The 23,303-nt window shown below is 50.7% G+C and carries 20 protein-coding genes; 11 read left to right on the top strand and 9 right to left on the bottom strand.

From position 1 onward, the window contains the following. Positions 1 to 20: 20 nt before the first annotated feature. The 4 genes from HAV38_RS02005 to HAV38_RS01990 all read right to left on the bottom strand — a co-directional run bounded on the left by HAV38_RS02005 (position 21) and on the right by HAV38_RS01990 (position 2,990). Entirely contained in the window at positions 21 to 239 is a 219-nt protein-coding gene (locus tag HAV38_RS02005) for a hypothetical protein (protein WP_168051192.1), read from the bottom strand. A 22-nt stretch (positions 240 to 261) separates the two neighbouring features. Continuing rightward, on the bottom strand, positions 262 to 1,236 hold the full coding sequence (locus HAV38_RS02000) for a quinone oxidoreductase family protein (RefSeq protein ID WP_168051881.1): 975 nt from the start codon (positions 1,234 to 1,236) through the stop codon (positions 262 to 264). Between the two features lie 61 nt (positions 1,237 to 1,297). Continuing rightward, on the bottom strand, positions 1,298 to 2,077 hold the full coding sequence (locus tag HAV38_RS01995; RefSeq protein WP_168051879.1) for an SDR family oxidoreductase: 780 nt from the start codon (positions 2,075 to 2,077) through the stop codon (positions 1,298 to 1,300). 1 nt (position 2,078) lies between these two features. Next, complete coding sequence (locus HAV38_RS01990) at positions 2,079 to 2,990, bottom strand: DMT family transporter (RefSeq protein WP_168051877.1); 912 nt, start codon at positions 2,988 to 2,990, stop codon at positions 2,079 to 2,081. A gap of 431 nt (positions 2,991 to 3,421) precedes the next feature. On the opposite strand from HAV38_RS01990, the gene HAV38_RS01985 reads away from it, so the two are divergent. The 10 genes from HAV38_RS01985 to HAV38_RS01940 all read left to right on the top strand — a co-directional run bounded on the left by HAV38_RS01985 (position 3,422) and on the right by HAV38_RS01940 (position 13,265). Then, positions 3,422 to 4,147: a YebC/PmpR family DNA-binding transcriptional regulator gene (locus HAV38_RS01985; protein WP_168051875.1), complete on the top strand. Its 726-nt coding sequence runs from the start codon at positions 3,422 to 3,424 to the stop codon at positions 4,145 to 4,147. 85 nt (positions 4,148 to 4,232) lie between these two features. Continuing rightward, positions 4,233 to 5,507: a phosphoribosylamine--glycine ligase gene (gene purD, locus HAV38_RS01980; RefSeq protein ID WP_168051873.1), complete on the top strand. Its 1,275-nt coding sequence runs from the start codon at positions 4,233 to 4,235 to the stop codon at positions 5,505 to 5,507. Positions 5,508 to 6,010: 503 nt separating this feature from the next. After that, positions 6,011 to 6,946: an oxygen-dependent coproporphyrinogen oxidase gene (hemF, locus tag HAV38_RS01975; protein ID WP_168051871.1), complete on the top strand. Its 936-nt coding sequence runs from the start codon at positions 6,011 to 6,013 to the stop codon at positions 6,944 to 6,946. Position 6,947: 1 nt separating this feature from the next. Beyond that, positions 6,948 to 7,616: a nicotinate-nucleotide adenylyltransferase gene (locus HAV38_RS01970; RefSeq protein ID WP_168051869.1), complete on the top strand. Its 669-nt coding sequence runs from the start codon at positions 6,948 to 6,950 to the stop codon at positions 7,614 to 7,616. After that, positions 7,617 to 8,267 carry a ribosome silencing factor gene (rsfS, locus tag HAV38_RS01965; protein WP_168051867.1) on the top strand — a complete coding sequence of 217 codons (651 nt, stop codon included), beginning with the start codon at positions 7,617 to 7,619 and terminating at the stop codon, positions 8,265 to 8,267. 12 nt (positions 8,268 to 8,279) lie between these two features. Continuing rightward, entirely contained in the window at positions 8,280 to 8,750 is a 471-nt protein-coding gene (gene rlmH / locus HAV38_RS01960; RefSeq protein WP_168051865.1) for a 23S rRNA (pseudouridine(1915)-N(3))-methyltransferase RlmH, read from the top strand. Between the two features lie 232 nt (positions 8,751 to 8,982). Next, positions 8,983 to 9,603: a Maf family protein gene (locus HAV38_RS01955; RefSeq protein WP_168051863.1), complete on the top strand. Its 621-nt coding sequence runs from the start codon at positions 8,983 to 8,985 to the stop codon at positions 9,601 to 9,603. Further along, positions 9,600 to 11,078 (top strand): ribonuclease G, encoded by a 1,479-nt coding sequence (rng, locus tag HAV38_RS01950; RefSeq protein WP_168051861.1) that lies wholly within the window; start codon positions 9,600 to 9,602, stop codon positions 11,076 to 11,078. Before HAV38_RS01955 ends, rng begins: the two co-directional genes overlap by 4 nt. A 17-nt stretch (positions 11,079 to 11,095) precedes the next feature. Then, positions 11,096 to 12,067, top strand: coding sequence for a glycosyltransferase family 8 protein (locus HAV38_RS01945; protein WP_168051859.1), 972 nt, complete (start codon positions 11,096 to 11,098; stop codon positions 12,065 to 12,067). A gap of 169 nt (positions 12,068 to 12,236) precedes the next feature. Continuing rightward, the gene (locus HAV38_RS01940; RefSeq protein WP_168051857.1) at positions 12,237 to 13,265 is read left to right on the top strand and encodes a glycosyltransferase family 9 protein; all 1,029 of its coding nucleotides are present in this window, start codon (positions 12,237 to 12,239) and stop codon (positions 13,263 to 13,265) included. 101 nt (positions 13,266 to 13,366) lie between these two features. On the opposite strand, the gene HAV38_RS01935 is transcribed toward HAV38_RS01940, so the two are convergent. The 5 genes from HAV38_RS01935 to dnaE all read right to left on the bottom strand — a co-directional run bounded on the left by HAV38_RS01935 (position 13,367) and on the right by dnaE (position 22,230). After that, positions 13,367 to 14,338 (bottom strand): glycosyltransferase family 8 protein, encoded by a 972-nt coding sequence (locus tag HAV38_RS01935; RefSeq protein ID WP_168051855.1) that lies wholly within the window; start codon positions 14,336 to 14,338, stop codon positions 13,367 to 13,369. A 7-nt stretch (positions 14,339 to 14,345) separates the two neighbouring features. After that, a complete protein-coding gene (locus HAV38_RS01930; protein ID WP_168051853.1) occupies positions 14,346 to 15,470 on the bottom strand; it encodes a glycosyltransferase family 9 protein in 1,125 nt (374 codons plus the stop codon). Positions 15,471 to 15,602: 132 nt separating this feature from the next. Next, a complete protein-coding gene (gene msbA, locus HAV38_RS01925) occupies positions 15,603 to 17,360 on the bottom strand; it encodes a lipid A export permease/ATP-binding protein MsbA (RefSeq protein ID WP_168051851.1) in 1,758 nt (585 codons plus the stop codon). Continuing rightward, positions 17,357 to 18,604 carry an O-antigen ligase family protein gene (locus tag HAV38_RS01920; RefSeq protein WP_168051849.1) on the bottom strand — a complete coding sequence of 416 codons (1,248 nt, stop codon included), beginning with the start codon at positions 18,602 to 18,604 and terminating at the stop codon, positions 17,357 to 17,359. Before HAV38_RS01920 ends, msbA begins: the two co-directional genes overlap by 4 nt. A 158-nt stretch (positions 18,605 to 18,762) precedes the next feature. Beyond that, on the bottom strand, positions 18,763 to 22,230 hold the full coding sequence (gene dnaE / locus HAV38_RS01915) for a DNA polymerase III subunit alpha (RefSeq protein ID WP_168051847.1): 3,468 nt from the start codon (positions 22,228 to 22,230) through the stop codon (positions 18,763 to 18,765). 148 nt (positions 22,231 to 22,378) lie between these two features. Here dnaE and HAV38_RS01910 point away from each other — a divergent pair, with 148 nt between their 5' ends. Next, on the top strand, positions 22,379 to 23,278 hold the full coding sequence (locus HAV38_RS01910; protein WP_168051845.1) for a sulfurtransferase: 900 nt from the start codon (positions 22,379 to 22,381) through the stop codon (positions 23,276 to 23,278). The last annotated feature ends 25 nt before the right edge of the window (positions 23,279 to 23,303 follow it).

Genomic DNA, 23,303 nt, shown 5'->3' with positions numbered 1-23,303 from the left:
TCCGGCTTATCTCGTTACGTTCAGGAATAAAACCACTCGCTGGCGAAAGTAATAAAACCAATCACGATTACCATCAGTATCAAGACTATTAACAGACGCCCAAATTTCGGTGTGCCATCGGTGCCGGTTGGCTGCTCTTCCGGATGGCCCATTGGATTATCTTCATCGGCGGTGTTATTGTCAACGTTGCTATCCGCAAATTTATCCTCAATCCCATGCTGTTGCTTGTTGTCGTTCATAGCTTGCATCATTCCGAAAAAATTAAGGAATCAGGATCGTTGATCCGGTAGTTTTACGCGCCTCTAAATCCGCGTGCGCTTGCGCCACGTCTTTCAGAGCATAGCGTTGATTGATCTCAATATTAACCTTTTTGCTAGCGATCATCTCGAACAAATTAGCTGAGGCAGCGTCCAGATCGGCGCGGGTTGAAACGTAGTTCGGTAACGACGGTCTGGTGATGTATAGCGAACCGCGTGAGACCAGTTCGTTCAGGCTAAAGGGCGGGACAGGACCGGACGCACTACCAAAACTAACCATAGTCCCTAAAGGCGACAAGCAGTCCAGTGAATCGATAAAAGTGTCCTTACCGATCGAATCAAATACCGCTGGTACGCCTTTACCGTGAGTGATCTCTTTGACCCGCTCCACTATATTTTCGGTCTTCGAATTAATCACGTGCGTACAGCCTGCCGCTAATGCCAACGCGCCCTTCTCGTCCGAACTGACCGTTCCGATCATCGTCACTCCCAGCGCGCGAGCCCATTGTGCCGCGATCAAACCTACACCTCCCGCCGCGGCATGAAACAAAATGGTTTCGCCGCCTTTTAGCGGAATTGTCCGCCCAAACAAGTATTCAACTGTCAAGCCCTGCAACATCGCCGCTGCCGCAGTATCAAATGAAATCGCATCCGGCAGTTTAACCAGGATCGCCGCAGGCATAACCCGCGCTTCTGAGTAAGCGCCGTTCGGACGTCCCGCGTAGGCAACCCGATCGCCCGCCTTAAAGCCCACTACGCCGGGTCCAATCGCCTCAATCACACCTGAGGCCTCCTGGCCCAGGCCACCAGGTAAAGGCTGCGGATACAACCCAATGCGAAAATAAATATCGATAAAATTGAGACCGCATGCCGCGTGCCGAATTCTGACCTCGCCCGGCCCAGGATCGCCCACTTCAACGTCCACATACTCCATTACTTCAGGGCCGCCGGTCTTGCGTATTACAATTGCTTTTACCATAATTTTCTCGCTTTAAAGAAGTGCTTGTTTACAAAACTTCCACAAAAGAGGGTGGTCCCCGTTAAAAAGTGCCGGGATAGGCACCGCCGTCGAGCAAAATATTTTGCCCGGTCAGATAACCGGCATGAGCGCTACACATAAATGCACACATTGCGCCAAACTCGGCAGCGTTACCAAACCGCCGGGCCGGTATTTGTGCTGCACGCGCCTGTTGCACGCTTTCAATGCTGGTGCCACTGGCCGCCGCCGCCGCGGCTTGCATCGATCTTAAACGGTCGGTGTCAAACGCACCCGGCAACAAATTATTAATCGTTACGTTATGCGCTACCGTTTTGCGCGCCAAACCGGCAACAAATCCGGTTAGACCTGCACGCGCACCGTTCGATAAACCAAGCACATCAATTGGCGCTTTCACGGAACTGGATGTGATATTAACGATGCGACCAAAGCGCCGCGCGATCATGCCGTCCACGGTCGCTTTAATAAGAGCAATCGGGGTCAGCATATTGGCATCAAGTGCCTTGATCCAATCATCCCGCTCCCAGTCACGAAAATCACCCATCGGCGGACCACCGGCGTTGGTCACCAAAATATCCGGTTGCGGGCAAGCGGCCAATGCAAGCGCCCGGCCTTCTGACGTGGTGATGTCGCAGGCAAGCGCAATAACATTAATGCCATAGCTGTCGCGTAAATGTTGCGCTGTCTGCTCCAAAGTGTCCGCAGTCCGCGCCACCAGCGTGAGATTAACGCCGTCTGCTGCCAGCGCTTCTGCACATCCGCGCCCTAGTCCTTTGCTTGCACCACAGACTAGCGCCTGCTTGCCACGAATTCCCAGATCCATTTTAAACCTTCTTTTTTGAAATCAAATAAATGCCGGTTAACACGAGCGCGGTTCCGGTTAGTTGAATGCCGGTAATCGCTTCATTGAGAATAATCGCACCTAAAAATAGCGTAGACACCGGCCCAACCATGCCTGCCTGTGCAGAACTGGCAGCGCCAATCCGTGCGACCGCGACCATGGTCATATACACTGGTAATACTGTGCACAAAACTGCATTAATCAATGACAAACCGTACACAGCTGGAGGCTGCACAAACATCGATACAGGACGCAGAAAAAGAAATTGCGACATACAGGCCACGCACGAAATACACATTGCGTAAGCCACCAACCGCAACGCGCCCACTCGCGTTACCAAGGACCCGGACAACAGCAAATACAACGAATAACTTATTGCAGCCCCTAAAACCAGCGCACTTCCCAATCCGATATTCGGTCCACCTAAACGGACGTCATGTATAAAAACCAGTAGGGCCCCCAAGTAAGAAAGCACCAGTGCGCCCCACTCCAGCCATGTCACGCGACGACCATAAAAGAAAAACGACAGCACCAAAACAAACGATGGCGTCAAAAATAAAATCAGCCGCTCCAAACCCGCGGATATATATTGCAGGCCTAAAAAATCCAGAAAACTTGACAGGTAATAGCCTGTTAGTCCTAAAACGACGATCCGAATACGGTCGCCCTTTTCAAGCGGCTTTTCGGTTCTCGCCTTCCATAGCGCCACTGCTGCAAACAAAGGAAACGAAAATAGCATGCGAAACATGATGAGCGTCACCGCGTCAACGTCGTACCGATAAATCAGCTTGGCGACGATGGCTTTGGCAGAAAACAGAACGGCACCGACAACCCCGATGGCCAGCCCGGTGAGATAAATTTTGCGTGCAACGGACGGCGGCGATAAAAATGTCATAGAGAATTGTAAAGGGTATGCATGGATTACGTTTTTGATTGAGTGATTTGCGCATAACAGCAGGCCAATGAACCTTTACTGGGACAACGTTGGCTTACTATTTTATGCACCAAAACGTACGCAAAACCGCCCCATCAACGCGCGCGGACTCAAACCCTACGCCATTGTGGCAACGCGAGCGCAACGCCGATGGAAGAATTTATGAAAGTCCTGCGTAAATCCACATCGCGGTCGTCAATATAACAAATATCTTGCGCAGATTACCTGCGGCACAACGCTGTTTCGATGCAACCTTCGCATTCATGCTGTTAATGCGTTGTATGCACCACGTTATTTTTGGTAAGACGAGGTGGATATGCGGATTTTTGAGAGGACGCACTATGATAAAATGCCAACCTGACTATAGCTAACTACAGCAAGAAAGAACCATCATGGCAGGACATAGTAAGTGGGCCAATATCAAGCATAAAAAGGCTGCCACAGATGCCAAACGCGGCAAAATCTGGACCCGCTTGATCAAAGAAATCACCGTTGCAGCCCGCATGGGCGGCAGCGACCCGGACACCAATCCTCGCCTGCGCCTTGCTGTAGATAAGGCCGGTGACGCCAATATGCCCAAGGATAACGTTATCCGCGCGACCCAACGCGGCGCAGGCGAGTTGGATGGCGTCAATTATGAAGAGGTCCGCTATGAAGGTTATGGCATTCACGGCGCCGCCATCATCGTTGAATGTATGACTGACAACAAAATCCGTACCGTGGCGGAAGTCCGCCATGCGTTTTTAAAGAACGGCGGCAACATGGGCACCGAAGGCTCTGTTGCCTTTATGTTCAAGCATTGCGGCCAATTGCTGTTTGCCCCAGGCACTAATGAAGACGCGTTAATGGAGGCGGCGCTGGAAGCCGGCGCAGATGACGTTGTCACCGATGATGAAGGCGGCATCGAAGTATTGTGCGCGCCGTTCGAGTTTTCAGCGGTTAAGTCTGCACTTGAAAAATCCGGCTTTAAAGCTGAAGTGGCTGAAATCATCATGAAGCCTGCGACAGAAACTGTATTCGCCGGAGAAGATGCCGTCAAAATGCAAAAACTACTGGATGCTCTCGAAAATCTGGATGACGTGCAAGAAGTATTTAGCAACGCGATTATCGAAGACTAAATAGTGTCTAGTGTTACCTAATTTATTCAATCCTCACAGTGCAATCATATTGATTGCCATAGTTCAGTAAAAGAGCGGACATCCCATGAAAATTCTAGTCGTTGGCTCTGGTGGTCGGGAACATGCGCTCGCATGGAAAATCGCCCAGTCGCCCCGTATTCAGACCGTCTATCTTGCTCCCGGCAATGGTGGCACCGCACTTGACTCACGCTTAGAAAACGTCAACATTACCGACTATTCGGAGCTGGCAGATTTTGTTGAAAAAGAGCGCATTGCGCTGACGGTAGTCGGTCCGGAGACACCGCTTGCGGGCGGTATCGTGAACGTCTTCCGCGACCGCGGCCTGAAGATTTTTGGTCCAACCAAAGAAGCCGCGCAGCTAGAAAGCTCCAAGGATTTTGCCAAAGCCTTCATGCAGCGCCACAACATTCCAACCGCCGATTACCAGACCTTCACCGACGTAGACGCGGCCCACCGCTATCTGGACCAAAAGGGTGCGCCGATCGTCATCAAGGCTGATGGTCTGGCTGCAGGTAAAGGCGTGGTGGTTGCGATGACACCCGAAGAAGCGCACGCCGCCGTCGATATGATGCTAGCCGACAACAAGTTTGGTGCAGCCGGATCGAGCGTGGTGATTGAAGACTTTTTGACTGGTGAAGAAGCCAGTTTTATCGTCATGGTGGATGGTAGAAATATACTGGCGCTGGCGACCAGCCAGGATCACAAACGCCTGAAAGACGGCGATCAGGGACCGAATACAGGCGGCATGGGTGCTTATTCACCCGCGCCTATCGTGACCCCGGCGGTCCATGCGCGCGTTATGCGTGACATTATTACACCCACCATTCAGGGCATGGCGAAGGAAGGAAATCCCTTTACCGGCTTCCTGTATGCCGGTCTCATGATCGACGAAAAAGGCAATCCAAAAACTATCGAGTTCAACTGCCGCATGGGTGATCCCGAGACGCAGCCGATCATGGCGCGCCTGAAAACCGATTTGCTGATGGTGATGGAACATGCGGTCAACAACACGCTCGACACCATCGAACTTGAATGGGACCGCCGCACCGCGTTAGGTGTAGTCATGGCCGCGGCCGGTTACCCGGATGCCCCCCGCAACGACGATCTGATTTCCGGCATTCCGCCCGAAACCGCCGACGCGATCACCTTCCACGCAGGCACCACGCTGACAGGCACCCGACTCACGACATCCGGCGGGCGCGTCCTTTGCGTAGTCGGCTTGGGTGACAGCGTCAAGGTAGCGCAAAAGCACGCCTACAACATTGTCGATACTATCCATTTCAGCGGCGCGCAATTTCGGCGTGACATTGGATGGCGCGCAATCAAGCGTCCGGGCTAACGGGGTCAGAGATCGAACGGGGTAAATGATCGCATTAATTTTCATCAATCTTTTACAACGTTCGAATTACCAAGTTAGTAATGATGGGACTGCGGGATTGCTTATCGTTTTGTGGCATGCGTCGGTGAAACAACGTCACGTAGATTCACATGTGGGAGGTGTAAAATATTTTCTTTCCCAAAACGAGAGAATCGACCTCACAAAAGAAGATTCATTATTTAAATTTTAATAAATTGCTTTATTATCAATATTTACTAATAATATTAATAATTATTCATAATAAATCAGCCGTGAATAACCACTGATCATAACGATATTACCGCGACTGCTCCTCTCAGCAGTGGATCACCGCCACACTATTATCCGAAAATGACATAAAGCATGAGACAACCGTCCTTTGCCCGTCGTGGCAATGTACAATCCCTTTATCCCGTGATTTCAGTGATCCGCGCGCACCGATGCGCGTTTTTTTTTAATTTGTGCGTTCTTTGTCCGCTAATTTAATGACATCAAATATTCCGTCCGCCACAGCGGTTAAGTCGTTCCTGCTGGACCTGCAGGCGCGCATTGTCGCCGCATTAGAACAACAGGACGGCAAACCGTTCGGTACCGATAGCTGGGAGCGTGCAGAAGGCGGCGGCGGTATTTCCCGTGTTATCGAAGAAGGCAACGTATTTGAACGCGGCGGCGTCGGATTTTCTCACGTCACGGGCAAAACACTGCCCCCGTCAGCATCGGCCAGTCGGCCTGAACTAGCCGGACGCCAGTGGGAAGCAATGGGGGTGTCGCTGGTGATGCATCCGCGCAATCCGCATGCGCCGACGATCCATATGAATGTACGCTTTTTTACGGCGACCGCAGAGGGTCAGGAGCCAATCTGGTGGTTTGGCGGAGGACTGGACCTGACGCCTTATTATGGCTCGGAAGAAGATACGCGCCATTTTCATCGTACTTGCCGGGACGCGCTGGCCCCGTTTGATATCGATACCGAAAAAAATACCGATCAGGCGTTGTATCCACGCTTCAAAAAATGGTGTGACGACTATTTTTATTTAAAGCACCGGCAGGAACCGCGCGGCGTTGGCGGCATTTTCTTTGACGATTTTAATCGCCTTGGATTTGACGAAAGCTTCGCATTGATGCAAAGTGTCGGCAATGCATTTATTCCTGCCTATGTGCCGATTTTAGCAAAAAACAAAGAAGTGCCATTTACAGAACAGCAACGCGATTTTCAGGCATATCGCCGCGGACGTTATGTTGAATTCAATCTAGTGTATGATCGCGGCACTTTGTTCGGCTTGCAATCCGGTGGTCGTACCGAATCCATCCTGATGTCGATGCCGCCCGTCGTCAAATGGCGCTACAACTGGGAACCCCTTGCAGGCAGTCCGGAAGCCCGGCTTTATACCGACTTCCTGATCCATCGAGATTGGGTCTGATATGCGGCCAGAACAACCACCGCGCCGCTGCATCGCCGTTTTAGGCGGTAGTTTTGATCCGGTTCACAACGGACATGTGGCGCTGGGGCACTATTTTGTGACGTTACTGGCACCTGACATGTTGCGCGTCATACCCGCAGGTAACCCCTGGCAAAAGCACGGATTGGAGGCAGGCGCAGCGGATCGGGTAGAAATGGTCCGCCGGGCCTTCAACGACCAAGCCGTTGCGGTCCTCATCGACCAGCAAGAAATCGAGCGACAAACGGCGACTTTTACCATCGATACGTTGCAATCGTTACGGACTGAACTGGGTCCAGACGCATCTATCATCTTTTTAATGGGCGCTGACCAGTTGCAACATCTGAATACTTGGCAGGGTTGGGACAAACTGTTCAATTATGCGCATCTGGGAGTAGCTTCCCGGCCCGGCTTTGCGCTGGATGCATCACAGGTACCGCCCGAAGTCACGCGCGAATTTACGCGCCGCGCAGCGACCCCGGAGCAGATTCGCCAGAGTCCGCACGGGTTGACCTATCTGGCGGAAAACTTATTTGTAGACATATCAGCAACAAAAATTCGTGCTGCATTGCACTCTGGCAACAGACCAGATTCGCTGATACCGGCGGTAGTGCTAGACTATATTGAACAACACCATCTTTATAAGAATTAAATGGAAATTAAAAAACTGCAAAGCCTCGTGATTGACGCTCTCGAAGACGTTAAAGCGCAAGAAATCCGCGTCTTTGATACATCTCATCTGACCAGCCTGTTTGATCGCATTGTGGTCGCCTCCGGTACCTCAAATCGTCAAACCAAAGCGCTGGCCGCATCGGTACGCGACAAGGTCAAAGAAAACGGCGGCAATATTCTGAGCGTCGAAGGCGAAGGCACGGGCGAGTGGGTACTGGTCGATTTGGGCGATATGGTCGTACACATCATGCAACCGGCGATTCGCGCTTATTACCGTCTGGAAGAAATCTGGGGCGAAAAAGAAGTCAAGCTGGGCGCTGCCAAACGGGTTTCTCGTACGGCACCGGACGCCGAAGAAGGCGCTGCTGCCAAAAAAGTATCCCGCCATCTGACGACATCGCAAGCGTTGGCACCGGAAGTCGATGCGCCAATAAAAGCGCTGCGTAAACCGCGGGTAAAATCCGATGGCACTAAAAAAGCAGTCGGCAAAACCATCAAGGTCGCCTCTTCTAAAAGCGTGACGACCAAGAATGCGGCGCATAAAGCTGCTACGACGCCGAAAAAAGCGCCAGTCAGAAAAGCGCCGGCCACAACCAAGCGCGCGCCAGCCAAACCTAAAGAAGAAGCGTAACTTAAGGTTATCGTGCAGCTCATTATCGCTGCGGTCGGCCACAAGATGCCGGCCTGGATTGAGACTGGATTCGGCGAGTATGCCAAGCGCATGCCGCCGGATTGCAGGATCGTCCTCAAAGAAATCAAGCCCGTAGAACGTTCCAGTAGCAAGACCGCAGAAACTGCTATGGCACTCGAACGAGGGCGCATAGAAGCCGTCTTGCCAAAAGGCGTACGCATCGTTGCGCTGGATGAGCATGGCAAAGACCTCACGTCGGTGCAGCTATCGCAGCATCTGACCCAATGGCAGCAGGATGGTCGCGACGTAGCCTTTATCATCGGTGGTGCGGACGGACTTGATCCGGCCTTTAAGGCTAAGGCCGACACATTACTGCGAATTTCAAGCTTAACGCTACCGCATGGCATGGTACGGGTGCTTCTCGCAGAACAACTTTATCGCGCCTGGTCCATCACCCAGAATCATCCTTATCATCGTATATAGTCGCCGGTTTCATCAATAGAACGCTATCCGCAAGGCGCAGCTTGCAAAGCCTGACAGCAGGCGATATTCAAATGAATATAATGCACCGTATAAAGTCCTCTGATAGCATTCCCCGTCTATAATTCGCCGTGTATCGAATCGGCTCAAATTGAGGTAAATTAGACCACCTTAACTTGCCGAGAACTTGTCGATAACCTGGCAGTTAACCTGGTAACCCTCACATGTTCGAGCAATGAAAATCTGGAATCAGAAAATTTATCTCGCATCGAAAAGTTCTCGCCGACGCGAGCTGCTACGGCAAATCGGTGTCGATTTTGAACTGCTTTTATTGCGTGACCAGGCCCCGCGCGGCCCCGATGTCAGCGAAGCGGCATTGCCGCACGAGCACCCGGTCGCCTATGTAGAGCGCGTAACGCTGGAGAAAGCCGCTTTCGCTTTCGATACCATGCAATGGCGCAAATTACCGGTTCGCCCTATTCTTGCAGCCGACACCACAGTCACCATTGACGGCCAGATACTGGGCAAGCCCGCGGACCGTGCGCAAGCTCGCGACATGTTACTACGATTATCAGGCCGCACCCATCACGTACTAACCAGCGTTGTTGTCGTGTATCAAGGACAGTCCTGGCAAATTACCCAAACCTCAGAAGTAGTGTTTCAAACCCTGAGCGAAAACATGGTACGTGCCTACTGCGCCTCAACCGAACCGTATGACAAAGCCGGTGGTTATGGCATTCAAGGCGTCGCCGCGCTATTCGTCAAATGTATTAATGGAAGCCATTCCGGCATTATGGGCTTGCCCCTCTATGAAACCGCTCAACTACTACAACAGGCAGGGATAGATATTCTATGAGCGAAGACATTCTCGTCAACATCACCCCGCAAGAAACGCGCGTCGCATTGATTTTTCAGGGCGCAGTGCAAGAATTACACATCGAACGGACCTTATCGCGCGGCCTGGCAGGTAACGTCTATCTCGGTAAAGTCGTGCGGGTGTTGCCCGGCATGCAATCGGCGTTTATCGATATCGGACTTGAACGAGCAGCTTTTTTGCACGTCGCAGATATATGGGAAGCCCGTGTGCGTGGACTGTCCGCGGCCGAAAATCAGCAAGCGATTCCGACGCCGATTGAAAAATTACTGTTCGACGGACAACCGTTGATGGTGCAAGTGGTTAAAGACCCCATCGGCACCAAAGGCGCGCGACTGTCCACCCAAATTTCTATTGCTGGCCGGATGCTCGTATATTTACCGCAAGATAACCATATTGGTATCTCGCAGAGAATCGAAAACGAAGCCGAGCGGGAGTTATTACGGTCAAAAGTACAGCAACTGCTTCCACCGGAAGAAAAAGGCGGCTTCATCATCCGGACAATGGCAGAAGATGCCTCTGACACCGATCTGCAAATGGATATCGAATACCTGCGCAAAACCTGGTCTTCGATAACGCTGCTAGCCAAAAGTCGCCCTGCACCGACCTTATTGCATCAGGATCTGAATCTGGCGCAACGCGTGTTACGTGACTTTGTAGACGACAAAACCACCAGTATTCAGGTGGACTCACGCGAGAACTTCCAGAAGCTTCAGGAGTTTGCCGCCACCTACACGCCATCCGTCAACGCGCGCTTACTGCACTACACTGGCGAGCGGCCACTATTCGATCTGTATGGTGTGGAGGCGGAAATCCTCAACGCATTGAGTCGGCGTGTGCCGCTAAAATCTGGCGGCTATTTAATCGTCGATCAGACCGAAGCCATGACGACCATCGACGTCAATACCGGCAGTTTTGTGAATGGCCGTAATTTTGACGACACTATTTTCAAGACTAACCTGGAGGCCGCGCACGCTATCGCCCGCCAGCTTAGATTGCGTAATCTTGGCGGTATTATTATTCTGGACTTCATCGACATGGAAAATGTCGAACACAAGACAGCAGTACTATCCGAGCTGAATAAAGCACTGTTGCGCGACCGGACCAAAAAATCAGTATCAGAATTTTCTGCACTCGGTCTGGTCGAGATGACCCGCAAACGCACGCGTGAATCGCTGGCACACATTTTGTGTGAAACCTGCGCCGTATGCGATGGCAAAGGTCAGGTCAAAACTGCCCGCACACTTTGCTACGAAATCCTGCGCGAAGTTCTGCGCGAAGCCAAACAATTTAACCCGCGAGAGTTCAGAATTCTGGCGTCGCAAGCAGTGGTCGACTTGTTTCTGGAGGAAGAATCACAACATCTTGCGATGCTGGGCGATTTCATTTCCAAGCCAATTTCATTGCAGGTTGAAACGATGTATCCGCAAGAGCAGTACGATATTATTTTGATGTAGTTGATCAGGACAGTTCAATGCAATCCTCTTTAAAAGACTTTACTTCATCATCGATACACGACCCATCTTTTCACATTGCGTTTTGTGTCGATGACCATTATTGCCGCAGCATGGGGGCGACGATCACGTCGATCATCGACCATAATCCTGGCGTTGCATTCACGTTTCATGTATTTGCGTTTGCTATTTCGGACGATAACCGTCGCCGCTTCGATCAGTTATCCATTCAGTACGGCGTAACGACGCAACTCCATATTATCGATCCTGCGATCTTCAAGCCATTTGCACATATCTCGCAATTTTCATACTATTCGCCGACCATCTTCACGCGTCTTTTGATCCCATCGACCTTACAAGGGATTACCGACAAAGTACTTTATCTGGATGCAGACATCCTCTGCATGGGCAGCATCGCTGAGTTGATGCAACTGGATTTTGGCGGCAGTGCGGCGATTGTCGTACCGGACGCGGATGAGACCACGCGCCGACGTTGTGCGGCGCTGCAATTGTCATCGCAACGCTATTTTAATTCCGGCGTGATGTACATGAATGTTACTAGCTGGATGGCGCAGGAAATAACTGAAAAGACCATCCTCTCCATTTTGGAGAACGGGAAAAATTACAGATTTCCGGATCAGGATGCGCTAAACGTCGTACTGGAGGGCAAAATACAGTACATCAATAGAAAATGGAATTTTCTATACGACTTGATCCACGATCTGGAAAAAGACCACAGGCAAATGCGCGATATTGGTCCGGTGGGCTTCATTCACTTTGCGGGTGCAGTTAAACCATGGAACGATTGGTGTCTGCACGCGTCTACAGACCTGTTCATCAAATATCACAAGCGCTCTCCGTGGGCCGATATCGCGCTCGATCCGGCACCTAGAAATTATAAAGAGATGCGTATGTTTTCGCGGTTTTTAATGAAACGCGGTGAAGTCTTCAACAGCTTCCGGTGGTACATGAAATATCTTGCCGCGCGTTGAGATATGCGGTCTTGCGACTTTGGCTAATGAAGCCCAAGCCGAAAAATTTGTTCCACAAAATAGCCCAACCAAAGCAATGTAACAAATTATTCAAAAGCGCGTCAATGCTGATAATTGTTGCATTACCTGTAGATTATGGGCGCATGCTTTACACCTTTTACGGTAAATAATGGTATCAAATAGCTCTCACGTATTGATAAGTCGCACGGATAACATCGGAGATGTCATATTGACGTTACCGGTGACCGCCTATCTGAAGCAGCAGTTCCCGGGCATCAAGATCAGTTTTTTATGCCGCGCATACGCCGCGCCGGTAGTCGCCTATTGCAGCACGGTGGATCAAGTTATCGAACTTGAAAGTTTGACCGATCCGGTCGCATTTTTTAAAAGCGCTGATATCGACACGGTCATCTTTGCCCAGCCGGAAAAAGCGCTGGCAATTGCGGCACACAAAGCCGGGGTCCCCAACCGGATTGGTAATGTCCATCGGGGACTGTTCAACTGGATCCATTGCAATCGGCGTTTGCACTTTACAAAAGGCCGGTCAGAAGTACACGAAGCGCAGTCCAATTTTAAATATCTTAGCCCGCTGGGAATACGTTACAGTCCAGAGCGCAGTGCCATTGCCGCGCTATATCAATTCAACATTCCCGACGATCAATCCGTACGGCGACTATTACGCCCCGATCAATTCAATTTGATCCTCCATCCCAAATCAAACGGCCACGGTCGGGAATGGCCCATTTCAAACTATACCGCGCTAGCCGAACTACTGAGCATCAATCCGCAAATTGCGCTGTGGATCACCGGAAGTGCAGGGGAAGGAGACTGGATCACTGAACATGCACCCGGATTATTGGGCATGCCGAACGTGCACAACGTCTGCGGCAAATTCACCCTTCAGCAGTTAGCCTCTTTTATTCAGGCCGCTGACGGGCTAATCGCCAGTGGGACCGGACCGCTACATATGTCTGCCGCATTTGGGCAGCGAACAATAGGCCTGTTTCCGGCTGCCCGTCCAATGAATCCAAATCGTTGGGGCGCATTAGGCACGCGTGCGCGCTCAATTTCACCCGAAAAAGAATGTCCGGGCTGCAAAACCAAAAATGCATTGACCTGCGATTGCATGCGCAAAATACTTGCAACGACGGTAGCGAAGTATGTACTAGGCTGGATCAATGATAAGAAAGATCAATGACAAGGTAATTCAAGGAAGGCCGGGCAGACTACGGGGGTGATAATTGGGACGCGTATTTACAGTACAGTTGATTGCTCGTCCCAGGGGCCAAAATTTTTTGGCTAGATGTGGAAAAATTTATTAATAATAAATTTAATGTACCATAAGATTCCTTGCATCCTGTTGCCAGTTCTCAATAACCCCTGCGCAAACATGCGTATTTCTTTATAGTTTTTCGGGCCATATAGGGGCGCGTTCGCCCAAGGCGACAGTGCTTGATATTTCAAGAAGATATCCTTTGCACTATTGCAGCACCAGCTATGCCAAGGCTTGAGTCGACCCACAAAGTGTATGAAAACCGCATTTGGGGGGGGGTTATTTTTGCTGGCGGTCTCTGCAAACAGGTCGTACAGCCAATTAAATTTGGCGTCGATAAACTTGACCCTGCCATCCATGACTTTGTTGAGCGCGTCCTGATCGGGGAATAAAAAACTTTTATCGCTGGATAAAATGGCCTGAACCGCTTTGTGCCAGATATTCTCGGCACACCACCTATTAACATCGATATAAAGCATCCCTGAATTGAAATACCGTCCACCTGTGAGACCGAGCTTGGCAACCTGCATTTCTGCAATGCTGCCCACGTCCCCGACAACAGCGGCAATATTATCCCCTAGCTCAATTGACATTAGCTCCGTGAGATCGCCTTGACAGACGATATCGGCATCGAGATAAAGGACCCTATCGGCGATGCCCTTCAGACTGCCCGCGATTAAAAGTCGCATGAATATCGCCGCGGAGTATTGGGAAATACTCGTAAAATCAGCGAACTCGTCGAAGATGGTCGGGTCGATCAATTTCACCAGAATGACGGTCCGGTACTTTTTTTCGATTTCACGTAACTGCGCGCTGTGATCATCCATGATCGACGCGGTAAAAATATGAAACACAAACGACTGAGAACGGTTGTTTTCCAACACCGAAACAATCGCCACGCCCATACCAAGAAAATAGTTAGCGTCAACCCCGAACGCGACATGAAAAATAGGACCGGCATCGACAGGACCAGTATTGTCCATTACGCGTGTAATCATAAATACCCTATCGGTTTATCAGTACTGTCATCACCTGTGCAACGGTTATTGCCTTAACCCAATGGCGCCTGTTGGATGTAGTTATAACGATACTATTCTCCTTATCGATAGGAATCCATTCCGGATTTTTTTGACGCATTAAAGCAACAACCGGCACATGCACCGCGTTTGCCAAATGCATCACCGCAGTCTCCACGGACACAATCAGATCACATTCTTTTAACATTGCGGGTAACTCAAAAAAGTTTTCTTCGGCGCTAAACAAGCGCACCTGCTCCATCGCGTATCTGGCAAAAAACTGCTTTGCGACCGCCATTTCTTCTGGCACCACATTGACAATACAACGGGTTCCGCGCCATTTATCACTGCTTTGTAATGCCTCGACCAGTTCCACTACGCGCTCTAACGGCCAGCAACGTTTATTATTTTTGGCATACGGATTAATGAACAATAGCTTGCCAGAGGACGATCGCACTGGCGAGCGGTCGTCAAAACCCCATAACTGTAACTGCGCTTTAGCCTCTCGCTGCCAATCCGGGGGAATTGTTACAAATGGAAATCTTGAAGGCGCATCGCCGACAGTCCCAAACAATTGCTCAAACCAGCCAGCATAAACATCGCTGATGTGCATGCCCGGCTTTAAGTTCCCGTCAGGATTCAGGTCGGCGTCTAACTTACGATAGTCGGAACGCTTTTTGAACGCTAGCAGCCCGGCCGATTTTTTCATACCGACGACAAAGCCGTGTGGCGATATCTGCCGCGCAAGCGCCGCATACATCGGCGGCCTTAACGTCGACAAAGAAACGACTAACGGATAATTTTGCTGTTGCGCCTCGCCTATCGATTGCTGAAAAAGTGCCGGACTATAGGTTTGGTTATAAACCTTTTCGATAAACGGACACTCGGCAAGCCAGTCATATAGCGCATATTTTTTAAGATGTACCCAATTAGCAGCGTTGGTGGTGCGGCGCACCTCGTCCACCCAAATGTGAATTTTTATAGACGGATAGGCCTCGGAAAACGCCTTAAAACAATTTTGAAGGTAAGTAAAATCACCTAGAGCAAGATGGGCGATAAATAGTATTTTATCGGCTTTTTTTAGAACATCAGCAGGAACGAGTTGTGTCGCCATGAGCAATATTTAAAAAGATAAGTGGGCAAGGCTGGAGAATAATGCAACAAACTAATACCGCAGTCCAGACCGTAAATGGCGCTATACGATAAAGAGACTGCCATCTCGCAAATAGATGGCGATGATTTGTCTTTACAATTCCACGTTAAACGTATTTTTGGAAAACTGCAGGTGATATAGGTTCGCATACGCGCCATTTTTCTCGAGCAATTGATGATGGGTCCCGATTTCAACGATCTTGCCGTTAGACAGGACGGCGATCCGGCTCGCGCGTTCAATGGTGGAAAGCCTGTGCGCAATCACAAACGTGGTCCGGCCTTGCATCAACGTGTCTAGCGCTGCTTGCACGGCGCGTTCCGACTCGCTATCCAGAGCGGATGTCGCCTCGTCGAGGATCAGTACCGGCGCGTCCTTATAGATGGCGCGGGCCATCGCCAGACGCTGACGTTGACCGCCAGATAAACGCGATCCATTGTCGCCGACGGGCGCGTCCAAACCTCCGGGCAAGCCCGCGATCATCTCGGTCAGGTACGCTGCGCTGGCCGCCGCTGCGATTCGCTGGCGATCCGGAAACTTGTCACCGTACGCAATATTCGCGGCAATCGTGTCATTAAACAAAACGACATGCTGACTCACCATCGCTATTTGCGCTCGCAGGCTGGTTAGCGCAATGTCTTCAATGGGCTGGTCATCTAACAAAATACGACCGCTGGTAGCCGAGTAAAAATCGGGGATCAAGTTCACCAGTGTCGATTTTCCGCCGCCCGACATGCCTACGAACGCAATGGTTTCACCTGGTTCTACGGCCAGGTTAATATTCTGGAGCGCAGGTTTGTCTGCACCTGGATAAGTAAAATTTACGCCTTCAAAGGTTATTTTCCCGCGCGCACGCTGATCTAGTTGTTTACCGGTGGTGCGTTCGACCGGTGTGTCGATCAGCGCAAATACGGCTTCGGCGGCGGCCATTCCGCGTTGTAGCGGACCGTTGACCTCGGCTAATTGCTTTAATGGCGCGAGTAAAGCGATCATGGCCGTGAAGAATGAAATAAAACCGCCAACCGTGATTTGATTGTGACTGGATTGAATCAGCGCCATCACAATCATTACAGACATCGCACACGCGGTCATGATTTGCGTCACGGGAACAGTGGCGGCGAAGGTGCTGGTCAAACGCATGCTGTAACTGCGGATGTGGTCGGCCCGATCTTCAAACCGGCTCTTCTCGTAATCCTGACCGCCAAAAATTTTGACGACCTGCTGCGCCCGCGTAGTTTCTTCAATAACCTGCGTCAGTTCCGCATTGACGGCGAGTGCATCCTTGTTCAGCTTCTTCAGGCGTTTGGCGGTCAGGCGCACCACAATCATCATCAGGGGCATCAGGACAAAAGCCACCAGCGTCAATTTCCAGCTGATATACAACATATATCCGAGTAATCCCATTACGGTCAATGAACACCGGACGATAGAGGTAAATAATTTGGTGATCATTTCAATGATCTGCTGGACCTCGAACATAATCGAATTGATGACGCGCCCGACGGTATGGGTCGCGTGAAAGTCGATCGATACGCCTAACATCCTGCTAAACATTTGTCGCCGCAAAGTATTTAGCACGCGCGTCGATACCCAGTTCATCATATACGTGGTCAAAAAGGTTGAAGCGCCGCGGGCCACAAAAGCCCCGATCACTGCCACCGGGACCAGCCATAACGGGAACGTAGGCTTTTCAACAAAGCCGTGGTCCAGCAGCACCTTGAAGATGTAAGCAACCAGCGGTTCCGTCGCGGCGGTAACTGCCATCCCAAAAAAGGCCAGCGCCAGCCGTTTTTTATAAGGGCGATGCAGGACTGCCAGCCGCCGGAAATAGCCTGAATACGATGAAGCTGTCATGACACAATCCGTTCAAGTTCTTTTTTTCGTTTAACGACACAGACCAAAAATGTCGCCAGGCTCATACTATAAATGCCGCCAGTCACATTCCAAAAAAACATCATATCCGTGAGACCCATAAGAAAAAATCCCATGCATACGCTTAATCCCATTCCGGCTGCGGCTCTCAACGCCCGGTCAGAATGGCGAAGTTCGCGGGCAAAGTAATATGCCGGGACAAAATAAATGGCCAGTATCCCCAGCAATCCAAACACTCCGAGAATCGCCATATTGAATAAAATCTCGTTATGAGAATGCGAAAATGAGGCGGTCAACGGCGTTATCACCTTCCGCTCAGAAAGCGCTCCTAGTTCGCGTTTGAAATTCTCTCTGCCGACACCAAAAACGGGGTGCGCCGCAAACAATTTCCACGATGCCTCCCAAAGCTGCAATCTGACGCCGACCGAGGTATCTTCGTTCTCGCCATTGACATACAGCGCTATGTCCGATTTGGCCGCGGCCACCCTATCTTCAACAACGCTACTATATGTACCAGCAAGCACTAATCCAGCCAAAGCAAGGATACCTATAATTAAGCGGTATCGCCAACGAATACTCTGTGCAAAAAAGAAGACGCCCGTGATAAAAAATGGGATGGCGACCCAACTACCTCTGGTCTGAGTCAAAACAGTGACATATATCCCAGCTAAACCGGCCGCGATTTTAAGTCCGTTGATCCATTTTGCTTGGCGCTCCGTCCAGCCGATGGAGACAACAATCACTGCGCTAAATATTAACGCCATCGCGGAAAAAGGTATCGTCGCCAAAAAACCCATGTTCGGAGGACGAATACTGCCGCCCTGAGTAAGGTAATACACCTTACCTAAGGCGATAAACGCCCCCGCCAGAAAAGCCCACTGAATCTTTTTGATATAGTCCAGTGGCACCGCCATCAGGATCCAGAAGACCGGCACAAATAGCGCAATACGCAACGCCGAATCATAATATTTAAAGGCGAAGTCGCCCGAAGAAATCTGATTTAGCACGACCGCGATAACCTGCGACACCATTGCCAGATGAAATGGCCAATAATCTTTGACAACCTGTGCAAAACTTAGCTGCATCGGTTTAAAGCGCGTCACCGCTGCGACGATACTAAAAATCAACAACAGAAAAAGACAAATATTCCCAGCGTTATGAAGTGCTAAAGATAAGACAGGAAAAAGCATAATGACCACGAATATCGGCCATGTTTTATAAGACAAATTATTGCTCCGTAATGCGCACATTAAAAGTATGCGGATGGCGCTATCTGATCACGATCAGCGGCGCACGTTTTATTAATTGGTCCTGGGAAGAAAGGATTCCGCCTCTTCATGTAAAGTCGGAGGCGGCAGTTGACTAGCCACATCATCACGCGGTGTTAGTACTCTATCGCCACCGCATCTTCACCTAATCGGGCCGCCAGACCGCTCTGCAAACCATCACTAGGCGATACACGCCAGGCGTTGCCCAGCAATATCTCACAACCGATGCCGCCACCCATGTAGCGTACGGTCAGCGGCAAACCCGCGTCAGAACGATGCGACGACAACAGGTCTTTCAGTTCTTTGACACCAATTTGCTGTTTAGGCGTTGTCAGTGACAACACAAACTGACGGCCATAATGAATCCGTGCCGTGGCAATGTCCATGACCTTCTCGGCCGATACGCGCAATCCGCCGTTAAAGCGATCCTCCGAGACCTTGCCCTGAACGACCAGAAATTCGTCTTCTTTGAAGAATGCTTTATTAGGTTCAAATTGTTCACTGTAAACCGTGACGTCTACCGTGGCACTACCGTCATCGAGCGTCACAATAATCATTTTGCCGCGCTGCGTCATTTGAGTCCGCAAGCCGGTGATGATCCCCGCCAAGGTACGCGGGTCGCGCGACGGCTCCAGATTGCCTAAAGGCGTCCTCGCAAAACGCCGTGCTTCTGGCGCGTAAGCTTCGAACAGATGGCCGGATAAATAAAAGCCCAGTGCCAATTTTTCTTCTGTCAGTTTTTGCTTGTCGGTCCACGGGGTCGCCTTGACATACTCGGGAGGTGGCTCCAGATCGCTGTCATCGCCGCCAAACAGGCTGACCTGGTTGACTGCTGCCAGTTTCTGATCGGCGGCTTCCATCGCTAGCGGAACGGAGGCCAACAAGATGCCACGATCCACGTTAAAGCAATCGAACGCCCCTGCCCTGATCAGCGATTCGATCGTGCGGCGGTTAATCTGGCGCTTGTCCACCCGTACACAGAAATCGAATAAATCAACGAAAGGCTTAACGTTGCGTGCGGCCACGATGGCCTCAATGGCATTCTGACCGGAGCCCTTTACTGCGCCTAGTCCATAACGAATGAAGGTCGCTTTTTTGCCCGGCTCGGCTTCTGGCGTGAACCGATAATCGGACAAATTAATATTCGGCGGCAACAAGGTCAGCTTGCAAATATCCAGCGAGTCTTCGACCAGAATTTTGACTTTTTCGGTGTCATCCATCGCCAGCGACAAGTTGGCAGCCATGAATGCCGCCGGATGATGCGCTTTTAAATAAGCGGTGTGGTACGACAACAACGCGTATGCCGCAGCATGCGATTTATTAAAACCATAGCCTGCGAACTTTTCCATCAAATCGAAAATTTCGTCAGCTTTAGCTTGGCTCAGTCCATCCTTGGCAGCACCATCACGGAATATCTGACGATGTTCCGCCATCTCTTCCGCTTTTTTCTTACCCATCGCACGACGTAGCAAATCGGCACCACCGAGCGAGTAACCGCCGACGACCTGCGCCATCTGCATTACCTGCTCCTGATAGACCATGATGCCGTAGGTTTCGGACAAAATGCCTTCGGTACGCGGATCGGGATAATCGAAACGTTCGCCGTGCTTACGTTTGCAAAAGTCAGGAATCAAATCCATCGGACCCGGACGATACAGCGCCACCAGTGCGATGATGTCTTCAAAACGATCGGGACGCGCATCTTTCAACATGCCTTGCATGCCGCGGCTTTCGAGCTGGAATACGGCGACTGTTTTAGCCGCGGTCAGCAATTGATAAGACGCGCGGTCGTTGAGCGGCAGTTTTTCCAGACTAAAATCTGCCATCGCCGGATCAAGTTGTTTGATGTAACGCACTGCACGGTCGAGAATGGTCAGCGTGGTCAAACCCAAAAAGTCGAACTTCACCAGACCGACGGCCTCTACATCGTCTTTGTCGTATTGCGACACAACACCAGCATCGCCGCCTTGCGTGTAGAGTGGGCAAAAATCGGTGAGCTTGCCCGGTGCGATCAAAACACCACCCGCATGCATACCGATGTTGCGGGCAATACCTTCGACCTGCTGCGCAAGGTTTAATAACTGCTTGACCTCTTCTTCGTTCTCCAGTCGCTCGGCCAGCATCGGTTCTTCTTTGATTGCATCGGCAATCGTCACGTGTTTACCGGGCTTGAACGGAATCAGTTTGGAAATACCGTCGCAGAAGTTATAGCCAAAATCGAGGACCCGACCGACATCGCGAATCGCTCCTTTAGCGGCCATGGTACCGAAGGTAGCAATCTGCGACACCGCCTCTTTGCCGTACAAATCCTTCACGTGTTGAATGACGCGGTCACGGCCTTCCTGACAAAAATCGATATCGAAATCGGGCATTGATACCCGTTCAGGATTGAGAAACCGCTCGAACAGGAGGTTGTATCGCAGCGGATCCAAATCGGTAATCTGGAGCGAATACGCCACCAGTGAGCCTGCGCCAGAGCCACGACCCGGCCCAACAGGTACGCCATTCTCTTTGGCCCATCGGATAAATTCCGCAACGATCAAAAAATAACCGGGAAAGCCCATCTTGACGATCGTATCGATTTCAAACTTCAACCGATCCTGATAACGCTGACGATTCTGTTCGCGCTTTTCTTCATCCGGAAACAGATGCACCATGCGCATCGCCAGCCCTTCCTTCGACTGCTCGTCCAGAAACTCGCCAATCGACATACCATTCGGCGTCGGAAAATCCGGCAGTTGCGGCTTGCCTAGTTGTAGCGATAAATTGCAGCGTTTGGCGATTTCTACCGAGTTTTGTAAAGCCGCGGGCATGTCGGCAAACAATGCCGCCATCTCGGCCTGGGTTTTAAAACACTGCTGATCATTGAAGCGACGAACCCGGCGCGCGTTTGCCAGCATCTCGCCTTCAGAAATACAAGTGCGCGCCTCATGGGCAATAAATTCTTCTTTGTTAAGAAATTGAATCGGATGGGTTGCCACCACCGGTAGTTGCAGCTCCGCAGCCAGAGCCACCGCATGGCGCACGTTTGCCTCCATGTTGGGCTGGTCGGCGCGCTGAACTTCAATGTAAAAGCTATCCGGAAAGATTGTCATCCAGCGTTGCGCACAACGCTTGGCCGCTGCCACATTGCCATTATCAATTGCTATACCGACATCACCAAAATGGGCGCCGGAAAGGGCGATCAGACCGTTACCACCGCTTTGGTGCTGAAGATCTTCTAACCACTCTGGGCGAATCTCGGCACGACCGCGGTGCAGATTTTCGATCCATGCCTTGGATAACAATTCGCACAACTGGAGATAGCCAACCCGATCCTTGGCCAGTAATAATAAACGTGACGGTTTATCGCGTGCGTCGGTATTGGTAATCCAGACGTCGCAGCCGATAATCGGCTTGACGCCTTTACTGCGTGCAGCCTTATAAAATTTGACCATTCCAAACAGATTGGCAAGATCGGATATACCTAAAGCCGCTTGCTGGTCATCGGCAGCAGCTTTAATTACGTCATCGATGCGCACTAAGCCATCGACGATCGAGTATTCGGAATGCAGGCGGAGATGTGTAAATTGCGGTGTCGTCATAGCCCGTATTTTACCCCGCTACCTCCCCGGAATCAGCTTTCGCAGCGCAAATCACGATGAAAAGTCCTGCGGCGTTTATAATACTGTTAAATCAATGACTTACAGAATCTGCCCTCACGGTAGAGAACCCCCTCAGAAAATCACGCTTATGTCGTCCACACCTACTTACGTTAATATTGCAGCCTATAAATTTATCACTTTTGACGATACCGCCGACAAACGTGCGGAATTCCTCACAACGTGTATCCAACTCCAGTTAAAAGGTACGATACTTCTTAGCCCCGAAGGCATTAACATGTTTTTGGCGGGCCTTCGTGAGCAAATCGATCAATTTTTGATCTGGCTTCGGTCCGATACGCGCTTCGCTGATATGGAAGTAAAAGAAAGCTATTCCGAAAAGCAGCCCTTCACCCGCATGCTGGTCAAGCTGAAGGCCGAAATCATCACCATGAAACACCCACTGATCAAGCCGGAGCTAGGTCGCGCGCCATCGGTTGCGCCTAAAACCCTGAAGCGCTGGCTAGATCAGGGACATGACGATAACGGTCGTCCAGTTGTGATGGTCGACACGCGGAATGGATTCGAAGTGGATGTTGGCACGTTTGCCAATACGGTGGATTATCGGATCGACAAGTTTAGTGAATTTCCGGAAGTGATCGCTGCCAATAAGGACGCACTGATCGATAAAACCGTCGTCACATTCTGCACCGGCGGCATCCGCTGCGAAAAAGCCGCGATTCATATGCAAGAAATCGGCTTTGATAGCGTCTACCAACTTGACGGTGGAATACTCAAGTATTTTGAAGAGTGCGGCGGTGCGCATTACAAAGGCGATTGCTTTGTTTTCGACTATAGAACGTCGCTCAATCCGCAACTACAGGAAACCGCAACTTCGCAGTGTTTCATTTGTCGCACGGTTGTCACTCCCCGTGAACAGCTATCGCCCGAATACGTGATCGGTATATCTTGCCCGCATTGCGCGGTGAATCGCGTAAAAAAGGCCTCCTCGCTGGATGTTGCACCGCAGGAACCGACGCCAGTTCCGTGACTTATTTTTTTGCAAACCCTTGAGT

Source organism: Glaciimonas immobilis, assembly GCF_011947285.1.
Taxonomy (GTDB): domain Bacteria; phylum Pseudomonadota; class Gammaproteobacteria; order Burkholderiales; family Burkholderiaceae_D; genus Glaciimonas; species Glaciimonas immobilis.
This window is presented reverse-complemented; position numbering and strand designations above follow the sequence as displayed.

Coding starts and splice junctions, on each gene's coding strand:
- HAV38_RS02005 (WP_168051192.1), bottom strand. CDS start 239: ATGAACGACAACAAGCAACAGCATGGGATTGAGGATAAATTTGCGGAT.
- HAV38_RS02000 (WP_168051881.1), bottom strand. CDS start 1,236: ATGGTAAAAGCAATTGTAATACGCAAGACCGGCGGCCCTGAAGTAATG.
- HAV38_RS01995 (WP_168051879.1), bottom strand. CDS start 2,077: ATGGATCTGGGAATTCGTGGCAAGCAGGCGCTAGTCTGTGGTGCAAGC.
- HAV38_RS01990 (WP_168051877.1), bottom strand. CDS start 2,990: ATGACATTTTTATCGCCGCCGTCCGTTGCACGCAAAATTTATCTCACC.
- HAV38_RS01985 (WP_168051875.1), top strand. CDS start 3,422: ATGGCAGGACATAGTAAGTGGGCCAATATCAAGCATAAAAAGGCTGCC.
- purD (WP_168051873.1), top strand. CDS start 4,233: ATGAAAATTCTAGTCGTTGGCTCTGGTGGTCGGGAACATGCGCTCGCA.
- hemF (WP_168051871.1), top strand. CDS start 6,011: ATGACATCAAATATTCCGTCCGCCACAGCGGTTAAGTCGTTCCTGCTG.
- HAV38_RS01970 (WP_168051869.1), top strand. CDS start 6,948: ATGCGGCCAGAACAACCACCGCGCCGCTGCATCGCCGTTTTAGGCGGT.
- rsfS (WP_168051867.1), top strand. CDS start 7,617: ATGGAAATTAAAAAACTGCAAAGCCTCGTGATTGACGCTCTCGAAGAC.
- HAV38_RS01955 (WP_168051863.1), top strand. CDS start 8,983: ATGAAAATCTGGAATCAGAAAATTTATCTCGCATCGAAAAGTTCTCGC.
- rng (WP_168051861.1), top strand. CDS start 9,600: ATGAGCGAAGACATTCTCGTCAACATCACCCCGCAAGAAACGCGCGTC.
- HAV38_RS01945 (WP_168051859.1), top strand. CDS start 11,096: ATGCAATCCTCTTTAAAAGACTTTACTTCATCATCGATACACGACCCA.
- HAV38_RS01940 (WP_168051857.1), top strand. CDS start 12,237: ATGGTATCAAATAGCTCTCACGTATTGATAAGTCGCACGGATAACATC.
- HAV38_RS01935 (WP_168051855.1), bottom strand. CDS start 14,338: ATGATTACACGCGTAATGGACAATACTGGTCCTGTCGATGCCGGTCCT.
- HAV38_RS01930 (WP_168051853.1), bottom strand. CDS start 15,470: ATGGCGACACAACTCGTTCCTGCTGATGTTCTAAAAAAAGCCGATAAA.
- msbA (WP_168051851.1), bottom strand. CDS start 17,360: ATGACAGCTTCATCGTATTCAGGCTATTTCCGGCGGCTGGCAGTCCTG.
- dnaE (WP_168051847.1), bottom strand. CDS start 22,230: ATGACGACACCGCAATTTACACATCTCCGCCTGCATTCCGAATACTCG.
- HAV38_RS01910 (WP_168051845.1), top strand. CDS start 22,379: ATGTCGTCCACACCTACTTACGTTAATATTGCAGCCTATAAATTTATC.